The organism is Saccharothrix syringae (genome assembly GCF_009498035.1).
In the GTDB taxonomy this organism is placed as follows: domain Bacteria; phylum Actinomycetota; class Actinomycetes; order Mycobacteriales; family Pseudonocardiaceae; genus Actinosynnema; species Actinosynnema syringae.
Genome location: NZ_CP034550.1, coordinates 2,313,497 through 2,326,740 on the forward strand (window position 1 = coordinate 2,313,497; position 13,244 = coordinate 2,326,740).

Consider the following 13,244-nt stretch of genomic DNA (forward strand, 5'->3'; position numbering starts at 1 on the left):
CAACCCCCACACCCACTTCACGATGCCCGACCGGTCGACACACGGTGCCGGACCGGAGGACACGCGGTGTCCGACCGGAGGACACACCGGTCCTGAACGTAGAACTCGGGGGTCCGGAACGTTCGACACGACGGGCCTGAAGGTTCGACTCGCGCGGTCTGAACGCATGACTCGCCGGGCTTGAACGCATGACTCGCCCGGGCCCAACGCATGACTCGCGCGACCCAAGCGCATGACTCGCCCGGCTTCAATGCATGACTCGCCGGTGGGAGCGTGACCACATACGGGAGTGGCGTGTTTGTTCACTGGGGGGTTGCTCGTGGTCTCCCGTATGGCCTGGGCGCAGCCCTACCGCGCTTGTCAAGGGTCCCGCACGCTTTTCGCGGGGCCCTTGACAAGGGTGGTTGCCTCCGGCAGGCCATGCGGGAGGGCACGAGCCCGCTTTTCCCCCCGGCGGCCTGCCCAGCGGCGAGCGCCCGCCCGTGAACTGACCGCTGTGCGCCAAGAGATTGCCACTCCCGCCATTCCCGGATAAGCTCAGCCCGTGACTGCCGGGTCGGCCATGTGCCAAGCACGAGAGAGTCACCCGGCTACGGCGTGACCACCGGGCGGGCTCGCAGCCCGCCGTTCCGCTACACCTTCGCCCACTTCAGGGCCTCTCACGGGTTCCCACGCGCTTCAACGCGCGCACAAGCTGAACCCGCAAGCTGCACGCACAAGCCTGCACGCACAAACCTGTACCTAACGAGCGTGCACGCGCCAGCGTGACATCGCCTCGTGCGCTAACGCCCTCACGCGCCCGCGCCCCAACGCCCCACAGCGCCACAGCGCCAAAGCGCCAAGACCTCAATCAAGCGCGCCCAAAAAGCCGCACACCCGCGGCCACCCAACCATGCCCAAAAACAGCCCCGGAAAGCAGCCATGAACTTCAACCAACAAGTGATCGACGAGTTCCGAGCCAACGCCGGCCGAGTAGGGGGCCCGTTCGAAGGAGGCCGCCTGATCCTCCTCACCACCACCGGCGCCAAAACCGGCAACCGCCACACCACCCCCGTCGGCTACCTCCCCGACGAAACCCGCATCCTCGTCATCGCCTCGGCCGGCGGCTCCCCGAACCACCCGGCCTGGTACCACAACCTCAAAGCCAACCCCATCGTCCAGGTGGAAGACGGCGTCTTCACCTACGACGCCAAGGCGACCATCCTCCCCACCCCGGAACGCGACAAGGTCTGGGCCAGGGCGGTGGAAGCCGAACCGGCCTGGGCCGCCTACCAGGCCAAGACCACCAGGCGAATCCCCATCGTCGCCCTGGAACAGGTCTCCGCCGCCCCGCCCAACGCCCCCACCTGGGGCGCCGCCCTCAAGCTGGTCCACGACGCCTTCCGCCGAGAACTCCAAACGATCCGCCGCGAGGTGACCACCTCGGGCCCGACCCTGACCGCCCAACTCAAGATCAACTGCCTGACCGCCTGCCAAGGTCTCCGCATCCACCACACCGCCGAGGACTCGGGCACCTTCCCCCACCTCCGGAACAGGTTCCCCGAACTGACCCCGACCCTCGACCGCCTCCACCAGGAGCACGAGAGCATCTCCGCCCTCCTGGCCGACCTCCAGCAGGTCCTGGCCCAGAACAACCCGGCAACCCTCCACACCGAGGTGGACCGCCTGATCACCGCCCTGGAAGCACACCTGACCTACGAGGAGGAAAACCTGATCCCCTTCTTGGACGCCTAGAGCAACAGCAGCGAACACGACGTCCGACACGAGGGGTTCGAACGTCTACCGCCGACAACGGGCCCGGTCTCCAAGGGCCGGGTCCGCCCACCCAAACCCGCACCCTCCACACAGGACGATCACGTCAACCGGGGCACCCCTTCGACAGACTCCTCGGTGGTGACCACCACCGACCCGCTCCCGGTCTCCGAGAACGTCCACACGTGCACCTGCTCGATCTCCTGGGCCGCCCCACCCCAACAAGTCCGCCACAACGGCTCAACCTCGTACACCGCGGACGTAACGCTCAACCCGTGCGTCTCCCAGGAAAACGCCGCCCCCACCTCGAACTCCCCGCCCAGCACGGCCGATCGATCTCCACAGCCCGCCCCCAAAAGACTGGTCAATCACTCACAAAAACGCCCGCCAAACCCACCGCCGACCCATCGCCGACCCACCCCGAGTCCACCACCGGCCCACCCCGAGCCCGCCCCCGCCGACTCAGTAGTGGCGAATCCCGGCCGCCAACGTCCGAGCCCAGGGCGCGTCAACCGAATCCGCGTCGACCGCCACCACGAGGTGGCACAACATCCCCCGGGAGAAGAACTCCTGCACCTGCGCCTCGCTACCCCCGGACACCCCGCGCACGTACTCCAACCCCCGCGCGTACCCCCGCTGCACCACCTCGCGCACGGCGGGCTCCGACAACGCCGCGCACTGGGCGTGCATCTGGACCGACAGCAGCGAACGCTCCTCCGAGATCAACCGGGCGTACGCCTCGCCCATCGCGTCGAGCACCGCCTCCGGCGCACTGCTCCGAGCCGCGGCCACCCCGTCGGCCAGGCTCTCCCGGATCCGGGCGAAGCAGTGCTCCACCACCGCGACGAACAACGCCTCCTTGTCCGGGAACAACCGGTACACGTAAGCCTGCGAGATCCCCGCCGACTTGGCGACCTCACCGGTGGTGGTGCCGTAATAACCACGAGCCGCGAACGCCCCCAGGGCAGTCCGCAGCACCGTGTCACGACGTTCCTCGGCAGTGGAGAGCCGACGCTCACCGGTAGCTCCAGCCATAAGTGTAACCAACCACTCACACCCACCCCTGTCAAGTACGCCCCCCTTGCCCCCGGGTCTAGGGTCGCCACATGGCGCGTGGCCGATCAGTCGCGGTCCTGGCAGTCCTGCTGGCCCTCCCGGCCTGCGGCGAGCCAAGGGAGAACACCCCACTCCCCGCCCTGGCCTCCCTGGCCGACCCCACGACAGCAACAGCGGCACCCACCACCACCGCACCCACCACCCGCCCAACCCCACCCAAAGCCGGCAACCCCGACGGCAACGCCCCGATCCCCCCGGAAGCAGCCGCCAGCACCGCACCCCCGACCCGCGTCATAGGCAACGGCACCCCCACCACCTGCACCTCCCAAGCCGTGGTGGAAGCGGTAGCCGCCGGCGGGGTCATCACCTTCGACTGCGGCCCGAACCCGGTCACCATCACGATGACCGCGACCGCCAAGGTCCGCAACGACTCCGCCCGCGAGGTGGTCCTGGACGGCGGCGGCCTGGTGACCCTCAGCGGCGCCGGCCAACGCCGCATCCTCTACCAGAACACCTGCGACCGGGCCCAGGGCATCACCACCTCGCGCTGCCAGGACCAGGACCACCCCCGCCTGACCATCCAGAACATCACCCTCACCGACGGCAACTCGACCGGCGACCGCACCGAGGGCGGCGGCGGTGGCGCCGTGCTCGTGCGCGGCGGCCGCCTCAAGGTGGTCAACTCCACCTTCCTGCGCAACAGGTGCGACCAGGACGGCCCGGACCTGGGCGGCGGCGCGGTGCGCGTGCTCAGCCAGCACCAGGGCCTCCCGGTGCACGTGGTCGACAGCACCTTCGACGGCGGCACCTGCGCCAACGGCGGCGCCCTGAGCAGCATCGGCGTCTCCTGGGTGGTGCTCAACAGCGTCCTGCGCAACAACTCCGCCACCGGCCGGGGCGCGAACCCGGCCCGCGAGGGCACCCCGGGCGGCGGCAGCGGCGGCGCCATCTACGCCGACGGCAACGCGTTCGGCGTGCGCATCGCCGGCAGCCTCGTCGAGGACAACCACGCCAACGAGGGCGGCGGCGCGGTGTTCTTCGTCAGCAACGACCGCACGGGCACGATGAGCATCGAGGGCTCCACCCTGCGCCGCAACCCCAGCGCCGGCTTCGAGACCCCCGGCTTCAAGGGCATCTTCTTCCTGGGCGCGGCCGCCCCCCTGGTGCGCGGCTCGACCATCCAGTAGCCCCACAGTCAGACCTAACGGTCAACCCCGACAGCCAACCCCGACGGCCAGGCGGAACTCCCGTCGAAAGTCGGATTGTGGGCAGCCCACCCGCCACGCACGATGATCGCACCGGCAGAGGGGCCGGTCAGAACACCTCGCGATCCGGACCACACCTGCGATCCGGACAACACCCTGCGATCTCGACGCCCGGCCACCCTGCGAGCACCACCGAAGGCCGGGCGCGGGAAGGATCACCGTGCGCAACACGACCAAGAAGGCGATCGCCCTGGCCACGGGCATCGCCGCCACCCTGGCCGCCCTGACCGGCCAGGCCGCCGCCGCACCGCCGCAGCCCGACCCGGGCGGCGTCTCGCCCATGGTCGTCGGCGGCACCCAGGCCGCCAAGGGCGAGTTCCCCTGGATGGTCCGCCTGTCCATGGGCTGCGGCGGCTCGATGCTGACCGAGCAGCTGGTGCTGACCGCCGCGCACTGCGTCAGCCGCACCGGCAACAACACCTCCATCACCGCCACCTACGGCGTGGCGGACCTCCAGGACACCTCGCGCACCACCCGCACCTCGACCTACGTCCACCGCTCGCCCACCTACGACACGGCCACCGGCGGCGACTGGGCGATCATCAAGCTGGCGAGCCCGATCACCGGCGCCTCCCTGCTCCCGATCGCCACCACCAACGCCTACAACACGGGCGTGTTCACCGTGGCCGGCTGGGGCGCGACCCGCGAGAACGGCTCGCAGTCCCGCTACCTGCTCAAGGCCCAGGTCGACTACATCGACGACACCACCTGCAAGAACGCGGACCCGTACTACGCGGACCTGATCCCGTCCGCCGAGCTGTGCGCGGGCAACCTGGCCGCCGGCGGCGTCGACACCTGCCAGGGCGACTCCGGCGGCCCGATGTTCCGCCGCGACGGCAGCGGCGCGTGGGTGCAGGTCGGCATCGTCAGCCACGGCAACGGCTGCGCCCGGCCGGACAACCCCGGCGTCTACACCGAGGTCAGCACCTTCGCCGCGGCCATCAAGCAGGCGGCGGCCGACCTCGGCGGCACGCCCAACCCGCCCACCGGCAAGGTCTTCGAGAACACCGCCGACGTCGCCATCCCGGACGCGGGCGCGGCCGTCTACAGCAACGTGACCGTCAGCGGCGTGAGCGGCAACGCCCCGTCCGCCCTGGCCGTCGGCGTGGCCATCAAGCACAGCTGGAGCGGCGACGTGGTGATCGACCTGGTCGCCCCGGACGGCTCGACCTACCGCCTGAAGAACTCCAGCAGCTCCAGCACCCCGGACGTGAACACCACCTACACCGTCAACGCCTCCTCCGAGGTCGCCAACGGCACCTGGCGGCTCAAGGTCCAGGACGTCTACCGCGAGGACACCGGCTACATCGACTCCTGGAAGCTGACCTTCTGAGCCGTCCGGCCCCACACCCACCGTCCGGCTCCACATCGACCGACCTGCTCCACACCCACCGACCGGCCAGGGCCCAACCCTGGCCGGTCGGTCTTTTTCCGCCCAAACCTGTAACCGCGATCGCAAAACCCGCAAGCAACTTTGTGCGCCACGTGACAAACAGCCACATTTGGCTTGTTCGTGCAGGTCAACCCCGGTGCAACTATCCCGGCATGACAAGTTTCCGCACGCCCTTGCGCCCCTGTTGGGGCGTGGTTAATTTCCCCTCTGCAGCGCACTTCGCGATTCACACCACAACCGCCCCTTTTTTCGCGTGCGCTCGGCGTCAGAGAGGACGTTGCCGTGAGATCAACCAGACAAGCCACAGCGCTCGCCGCGATAACCGCGGTGGTGGCCGGCCTCGTGGTCGGCGCGGGTACCGCGGCCGCCGCACAGGGCGACCTGACCCAGAACTACACCTGCCCGTTCCCGCTGATCGGCGACCAGAACGTCACGGTCAACATCAAGACGACGCAGCCGGCCACGATCACCACGGGCACGTTCACCCCGAAGATCGACATCACCGCGGTGTCCAACGCGGGCGCCACGGCCACCCAGGGCCTGCGGCTGGTCGGCGCGGAGACCATCCAGGGCTCCGCCCGCGCCACCTCGACCGTGACCGCGCCCGGCGACCAGGGCCGGCTGACCGTGCACGTGGTCAGCGACGTCCCGAACCAGCCGATCCCGGCGGTCGGCAACGACCTGGTGGTCAACGCCACCGGTGCCGCGCCGGGCCTGCGCTTCGACGAGCCGGGCACGGCCACCGTCGAGGTGACCGACCTGGTGCTCACCATGACCCCGCTGCGGGCCGACGGCACGCCGACCGACCTGGGCACGTTCGTCGCCGACTGCACCCCGGCGGCCGGCCAGGGCACCGTGCTGCAGACCTACCAGGTGACCGGGCCCGAGGTGGCTCCGGAAACCCCGAGCGGCGTGGGCCAGACGCCCCCGCTGCGCCAGACCTACACCTGCCCGCTCCCGCTGATCGGCAACCAGAACGTCGTCGTCGACATCGACACCGACGACCTGCCCGACGAGGTCGCGGTCGGCGAGTTCACCCCGCCGATCCGGATCGCCGCGGTGTCCAACGCCGGCCCGACCTCGACCCAGGGCCTGCGGCTGGTGGGCGCCGAGACCATCCAGGGCAAGGCGGTGGCCACCTCGCTGGTCTCCGCGCCGCAGGGCCACCAGGCCGTGGCGGTGGAGAACACCGTGCCGAACCAGCCGATCCCGCCGGTCGGCAACGACCTGGTCATCAACGCCTCGGGCACCGCGCCCGCGCTGCGGTTCGACCAGCCGGGCACGGCGACCCTGTCCGTGCACGACCTGGTGCTGACCATGACCCCGCTGCGTGCCGACGGCACGCCCACCGGCCTGGGCACGTTCGTCGCGGACTGCACGCCCACCGCGGGCCAGCGCACCGTCCTGCACACCTTCACCGTCGTCGCCGCCCGGGACACCGAGGCCCCGACGGCCCCGGCCGGCCTGACCGCGGGCGAGCCGACCCAGGGCAGCGTGCCGCTGTCCTGGACCGCCGCCACCGACAACGTCGGCGTCACCGGCTACGACGTCTACAACGGCGCCACCCTGATCAAGTCCGTCGAGGGCACGTCGACCACGGTGGACGGCCTGGCCGCCGACACCGAGTACACCTTCACGGTCCGCGCGAAGGACGCCGCGGGCAACACCTCCCAGGCGAGCAACGCCGTCACCGCCCGCACCAAGGCCGCGCCGGACACCAGCGCGCCGACCGCGCCGGGCGACCTGGCCGCCACCGGCGCGACGCCGACCAGCGTCTCCCTGGCGTGGGCGGCGGCGAGCGACAACGTCGGCGTCACCGGCTACGAGGTCCTCAACGGCACCACGGCGGTCGCCACCGCGACCGGCACCACCGCCACCGTCGACAACCTGACCCCCGACACCGAGTACACCTTCACCGTCCGCGCGAAGGACGCCGCGGGCAACACCTCCGAGGCGAGCAACGCGGTCACCGTCCGCACGCCCGCCACCCCCGACACCGAGGGCCCGTCCGCGCCGACCGACCTCACCGCCACCGGCGTCACGCAGTCCAGCGTCACGCTGTCCTGGACCGCCTCGACCGACAACGTCGGCGTGGTCGGCTACGACGTCTACAACGGCGCCACCGTGGCCAAGACCGTCCAAGGCGCGGAGGCCACGGTCGACGGCCTGACCCCCGACACCGAGTACACGTTCACCGTCCGGGCGAAGGACGCCGCCGGCAACACCTCCCAGTCGAGCAACACGGTCATCGCCCGCACCCGGCAGGCACCCGACACCAGCGCACCCAGCGCGCCGGACAACCTGCGCTCGCCGGCCCAGACCAAGGACAGCGTCGAGCTGGCCTGGGACGCCGCCACCGACAACGTCGGCGTGGTCGGCTACGAGGTCCTCAACGGCACCACGCCGGTGGCCACCGCGACCGGCACCACCGCCACCGTCAACGGCCTGACCGCGGACACCGAGTACACGTTCACCGTCCGGGCGAAGGACGCCGCCGGCAACGTCTCCGGTGCGAGCGCCGCGCTCAAGGTCCGCACCAAGGCCGAGCAGAACCCGCCCACCGTCGACTACGGCTACAAGCTCGACGGCAGCACCGGCATCAAGGCCGCCAACGGCACGGTCGCGCTCAAGGGCGGCATCGACGCGAAGCTGGACCTGACCAGCGGCGCGTTCCAGGCCGACCTGGTGCTCGACCCGACCTCGGGCCGCTTCAAGGCGTTCGGGTTCGTGCCGGTGCGGGCGAACATCGAGTTCGTCCAGGCCGGCAAGACCACCGGCACGCTGGCCAACGGCGCGCTGAAGGCGACCGCGAACGTGACCGTCAAGCTGCCGCGCGTCACCGTGCTCGGCATCCCGGTCAGCACCAGCCCGAACTGCCGGACCAAGACCCCGGCGCAGATCCCGCTGGACTCGCGCCCCGGCTTCGACCCGCTCGCCGGCGGCACCCTCACCGGCACCTACACCCTGCCCGCCCTCACCGGCTGCGGCCCGCTCAACGGCCTGATCAGCGGCCTGACCGCCGGCCCGGGCAACACCATCGAGGTCAAGCTGGCACCGCGCACCCGCGCGGTGAAGGCCCCGCACCCCGGGCACCGCGGCCGGTGAGACCAGCGCACACCGAGGACCAACCGCACCAGACCTGACGGACGGCCCACAACGGCCCCGTCGCCCGTCTCCCGGCGACGGGGCCGTTCACGTGCACCTCCCACCACCGCCTGCCGCGGGCATGATGGGGCAGTGGCACGCGACACCGGTCGTCCTCCCCGTCACCCTCACCCGACCAACGCCGTGGACGGCGTGGTGCACGGGGTGGTGCTGCAAGCGGAGACGGTCACCGGCGGAATCCACCACCACTGGACGCCGGTGGCCGCCACACCCGGTCCCCGGGGCACCCCCTCCCCACGCCAATTGCCCTCCCCACCGGCTTCGTTCACCGGTCGGCGGCGCGAACTGGACCTCCTCACCGGAGCGCTGGACCGACCGGGCGGCACCGCGGTCGTCTCGGTGATCGGGGGAGCGGGCGGGATGGGCAAGACGTGGCTCACCCTCCACTGGGCCCACCGGCACCTGGACCGCTTCCCCGACGGCCAGTTGTTCGCGGACCTCCGCGGGTTCGACCCGTCGGGGGAACCGCTGTCCCCGACCGCGGTGGTGTGCGGTTTCCTGCACGCCCTCGGAGTGCCCTCCTCCGAAATCCCGGCCGAGCCGGACGCCCGGGTCGGGTTGTACCGGACCCTGACCGCGGGCAGGCGGCTGCTGGTGGTCCTGGACAACGCGGCGGACGCGGCGCAGGTCGCGCCGCTGCTGCCCGGTGGCTCGTCGTCGGTGGTCCTGGTGACGAGCCGGTACCACCTGGCGGGTCTCGTGGTCGCCAACGGCGCGGGTCGGGTGGAACTCGACGCCCTGACCGACGCCGAGTCGAGGGAGCTGCTGACCCGGCACCTCGGCGCCGAGCGGGTCGCCCGCGAACCCCGCGCGGTCGACGAGCTGGTCGACCGGTGCTCCGGACTGCCCCTGGCGCTGTCGATCGCGTCGGCCCGCGCCCTCGACAACCCGGACTTCCCCCTCCGCGCCGTCGTCGGGGAACTGGCCGATGAGCAGACCCGGCTGGACGGCTTGGACGGCGGGGACGACGCCACCAGCGTCCGGGCGGTGTTCTCCTGGTCCTACCGCCGGCTCGCCCCCGGCGCGGCCAGGCTGTTCCGCCTGCTCGGGCTGCACCCCGGCCCCGACCTCCAGGTCCACGCGGCGGCCTGCCTCGCGGACGTCCCGGTGCACGAGGTCCGCCCGGTGCTCCGGGAGCTCTGCCGGGCGCACCTGGTGGCCGAGCGGTCACCCGACCGCTTCTCGTCGCACGACCTGCTCCGCGCCTACGCGGCCGAACTGGTCCTCGGCGTGGACGGCGAGGCCGAGCGCCGTTCCGCGACCACCCGGGTGCTCGACTACTACCTGCACTGCGCGGACCTCGCCGACGCGCTGCTGCCGACGGCCCGGAGCGGCCCGCCCGTCACGCCCGGGCGCCGCCCGCGATCCGCGCCCGCGCTGTCCGCCGCGGCGGACGCGTCGGAGTGGTTCACCACCGAGCGCGCGAACCTGGTCGCCGCCGCCGAACTCGCGTCCGCGCAGGGCCTGCTGGTGCACGCCTGGCAGTTGCCGTACCGGTTGTCGCGCTACTTCTGGCTGCGCGCGGACCACGAGACCTTGCTGGGCGTCACCGAAGCCGGGCTGGCGGCGGCGACCCGGCTCGGCGACGACGACGGTCGTTTCGCCATGCTGTTCAACCGCGGTGTCGCCCTCCAGCAGGGCGGGCGACCCGAGCAGGCCCTGTCGTCGTTGCGCGAAGCGCTGGAGGTCGCCCGGACCACGGGCGACCCGGAGCAGCGGGCCCGCGCCGTCGGCACCACGGCGGACGCGTTGCAGGCCCTGGGGCGCAACGGGGAAGCCGAGGCCCACTACCGCGAGGCGATCAGGTTGAGCCGCGCGGCCGGAGCGAGGTGGGCCGAGGCGAACGCCCACCACAACTCCGGGCTGTCCCGGTGGGAGGCCGCCCGGCACGCCGACGCGGAGCGGTCGCTCCGGCGGGCGCTGCGGCTCTACCGCGAGCTGGGCGATCGGTGCGGCGAGACGAGGTGCCGCGCGGACCTCGCCCTGCTCCTGCTCGAAGTCGGTGAGCACGGGGCGGCGCTGCGCAACGCCCGGGCCGCCCTGACCACGGCAGCCGGGATGGCGTCGCCCTACTACCGCGGGATGGCCCACGACCGGTTGGCGGTGGTGCTCCACCGGCTCGACCTCCCCGGAGCGGTCGAGCACTGGGAGGAGGCGCTGGCGCTGTTCTCCGAGCTGGACGCGCCGGAGGCGGAGCGGGTGCGCGCCCGGCTGGCCCGCACCCGGCGCTGAGGGCGCTCCGACACCCTGCCGCCCCGACCCTGCCGCCCCGACCCTGCCGCCCCGACCCCGCCGCCCCGACCCCGCCACCCCAACCCTGCCGCCCCGACCCCCGCCGCCGCCCCGACCGCCATCCCACCGCCCGGACCGCGGTACCGAGTTCCCCCGCTCGTCCACCGCCCCACCGCTACCTTGGGCACCATGCTCCTGGAACCCGCGATCTTCGCGGTGGGGACCGTCTACGTGATCGCCGGCGTGGTCAGCCGCCGCGTGCAGCCGCGCAACCGGATGGGTGTCCTGCTCGTCCTGATCGGCGTGGGCTGGGTGCTCGACTCCACGGTGGTGGACGACCGGACGTTCCCGCTGCTGCTGGCCGCCAAGGCGTGGCCCGCCGTGCTGGGGCACGCCGTGGTGGCCTTCCCGACCGGCCGGCTGCTGACCCCGCTGCGGCGGTTCGTGGTGACCGCCGGGTACGCCGAGGCCCTGGTGCTGACCGCGGCGGCCTACCCGGCGGTCCGGCCGCCCCTGGCCGTCGAGCTGCTCCGCTGGGAGACGGCGATGACCGCCACCGTCGGGCTGGGCATGCTGGCGCTCCAGGCGCACCGCTGGACGATCAGCAGCGTGGCCCAGCGCCGCACGCTCACCGCGATGCTCGGCGCGAGCGCGGTGGCGGTGGTGGTGTTCGTCGGGTGGGAGCCGATGGAGCGCGCGGGCCTCGACCCGCCCGTGGTGGTGCTGATGCTCGCGCTCGGCGGCATCCCGTTCGCCTACCTGGTGGGGCTGCTGCGCCGGCGGATGGACCGCGGCGGCGTGGCCGACCTGGTGGTGCGGCTCAGCGGCGACCCGCGCCGCGCCGGCGTGCAGGAGGCGCTGGCCGCCACGCTGCGCGACCCGAGCCTGCGCGTCGCCTACTGGGTGGCCGACCAGGAGCGGTACGTCGACGCCGACGGCAGCCCGGTGGCCCCGGACCCCGCGCACACCAGGGTGGCCCGGGGCGGTTCGCCGGTGGCCGTGGTGCTGCACGACCCGGGGCTGGACCTGGAGCTGGTGGACGCCGCGTGCGCCGCGGTCGGCCTGGCGCTGGAGAACGAGCGGCTCACCGCCGAGCTGCGCGCCAAGGTGCGGCAGCTCGCCGAGTCGCGCGGCCGGGTGCTGCGGGCCGCGGAGGTCGAGCGGCGGCGGGTGGAGCGCGACCTGCACGACGGCGTGCAGCAGCGGCTGCTGAGCGTGGCGATGACGCTGGGGCTGGCCGAGACCGTGCCGCCCGAGCGCGGCCGGGCACTGGCCGCCGAGGCCAAGCAGGCGGTGCTGCAGAGCATCGACGAGGTGCGCGCGATGTGCCACGGCATCCACCCGCCGGTGCTGACCGAGCGGGGCCTGCACGGCGCGGTGCGCGAGCTGACCGCGCTGGCCGAGCCGCGGGTGGAGCTGGAGCTGGACCTGCCGGCCGAGGTGCCGCCGCAGGTGGAGACCACGGCCTACTACGTGGTGGCCGAGGCGCTGGCGAACGTGGCCAAGCACGCCGAGGCGTCGCGCACGAGGGTGTCCATCACCGGCGGCGGCGGGCAGCTGCTGGTGGCGGTGGAGGACGACGGCCGCGGGGGAGCGGACCCGGAGGACGGCTCGGGCCTGCGCGGCCTGTCCGACCGGGTGGAGGCGAACGGGGGGACGATGCGGGTGGTCAGCACGGCGGGCGGGACGAGCGTGCGGGTGGTGCTGCCGTGCGGGTCGTGATCGCGGAGGACTCGACGCTGCTGCGCGAGGGGCTCACCAGGCTCCTCGCCGAGGCGGGCTTCGAGGTGCCCGCGGCGGTGGAGGACGCGCCGGCGCTGCTGGCGGCCGTGGCCGAGCACCGGCCGGACGTGGCCATCGTGGACATCCGGATGCCGCCGACGCACACCGACGAGGGCCTGCGCGCGGCGGTGGAGCTGCGCCGGCGGTACCCGGCGACCGGGGTGCTCGTGCTGTCCCAGTACGTGCGGGTCAGCTACGCGGCGGAGCTGCTGGACGCGGGCGCGGACGGGGTGGGCTATTTGCTCAAGGACCGGGTGTCCGACCTGGCCGAGTTCACCGGGGCGGTCCGCCGGGTCGGCGAGGGCGGCTCGGCGTTCGACCCGGCGGTGGTGAGCAGGCTGCTGGTGCGGCGGCGCGACGACAGCGACGGCCGGCTGACCGACCGGGAGCGGGCGGTGCTCGCGCTGATGGCGGAGGGCCGCACCAACCAGGCCATCGCGCAGCGGCTGTTCATCACCGAGCGGACCGTGGAGAAGCACTGCACCAGCATCTTCACCAAGCTCGACCTGTCGGCCAGCCCGCACGACCACCGGCGCGTGCTCGCCGTGCTGCGCTACCTCAACGCCTGAGCGGTGGTGCGGTTAACCGCACCACGGGGT

At 72.5% G+C, this 13,244-nt stretch carries 9 protein-coding genes and 1 pseudogene; 8 read left to right on the forward strand and 2 right to left on the reverse strand.

Features of this window, described 5'->3' with window-relative positions; all coding sequences use genetic code 11:
• Positions 1-921 precede the first annotated feature (921 nt).
• Positions 922-1,734 (forward strand): nitroreductase/quinone reductase family protein, encoded by an 813-nt coding sequence (locus EKG83_RS10960; RefSeq protein WP_033434507.1) that lies wholly within the window; start codon positions 922-924, stop codon positions 1,732-1,734.
• Positions 1,735-1,853: 119 nt separating this feature from the next.
• On the opposite strand, the gene EKG83_RS47620 is transcribed toward EKG83_RS10960, so the two are convergent.
• A complete protein-coding gene (locus EKG83_RS47620; protein ID WP_051766749.1) occupies positions 1,854-2,078 on the reverse strand; it encodes an SRPBCC family protein in 225 nt (74 codons plus the stop codon).
• A 136-nt stretch (positions 2,079-2,214) separates the two neighbouring features.
• Positions 2,215-2,730 carry a TetR/AcrR family transcriptional regulator gene (locus tag EKG83_RS10970; protein WP_228122566.1) on the reverse strand — a complete coding sequence of 172 codons (516 nt, stop codon included), beginning with the start codon at positions 2,728-2,730 and terminating at the stop codon, positions 2,215-2,217.
• Positions 2,731-3,140: 410 nt separating this feature from the next.
• Here EKG83_RS10970 and EKG83_RS10975 point away from each other — a divergent pair, with 410 nt between their 5' ends.
• The 7 genes and pseudogenes from EKG83_RS10975 to EKG83_RS11000 all read left to right on the forward strand — a co-directional run bounded on the left by EKG83_RS10975 (position 3,141) and on the right by EKG83_RS11000 (position 13,214).
• A complete protein-coding gene (locus tag EKG83_RS10975; protein WP_228122567.1) occupies positions 3,141-3,995 on the forward strand; it encodes a hypothetical protein in 855 nt (284 codons plus the stop codon).
• Between the two features lie 232 nt (positions 3,996-4,227).
• Positions 4,228-5,037 (forward strand): annotated as a pseudogene (locus EKG83_RS10980) (S1 family peptidase); the annotation flags it as partial.
• 141 nt (positions 5,038-5,178) lie between these two features.
• Positions 5,179-5,406: a proprotein convertase P-domain-containing protein gene (locus EKG83_RS49380; protein WP_322746689.1), complete on the forward strand. Its 228-nt coding sequence runs from the start codon at positions 5,179-5,181 to the stop codon at positions 5,404-5,406.
• Positions 5,407-5,748: 342 nt separating this feature from the next.
• Positions 5,749-8,571, forward strand: coding sequence for a fibronectin type III domain-containing protein (locus EKG83_RS10985; protein ID WP_228122568.1), 2,823 nt, complete (start codon positions 5,749-5,751; stop codon positions 8,569-8,571).
• Positions 8,572-8,703: 132 nt separating this feature from the next.
• Positions 8,704-10,863 (forward strand): ATP-binding protein, encoded by a 2,160-nt coding sequence (locus tag EKG83_RS10990; RefSeq protein WP_153278008.1) that lies wholly within the window; start codon positions 8,704-8,706, stop codon positions 10,861-10,863.
• A 189-nt stretch (positions 10,864-11,052) separates the two neighbouring features.
• Entirely contained in the window at positions 11,053-12,585 is a 1,533-nt protein-coding gene (locus EKG83_RS10995) for a sensor histidine kinase (RefSeq protein ID WP_153278009.1), read from the forward strand.
• A complete protein-coding gene (locus EKG83_RS11000) occupies positions 12,573-13,214 on the forward strand; it encodes a response regulator (protein WP_033434503.1) in 642 nt (213 codons plus the stop codon). Before EKG83_RS10995 ends, EKG83_RS11000 begins: the two co-directional genes overlap by 13 nt.
• Positions 13,215-13,244: the final 30 nt, after the last annotated feature.

Excerpts from the sequence above, each read along its gene's own strand:
- EKG83_RS10960 (WP_033434507.1), top strand. The coding sequence starts at position 922 with ATGAACTTCAACCAACAAGTGATCGACGAGTTCCGAGCCAACGCCGGC.
- EKG83_RS10995 (WP_153278009.1), top strand. The coding sequence starts at position 11,053 with ATGCTCCTGGAACCCGCGATCTTCGCGGTGGGGACCGTCTACGTGATC.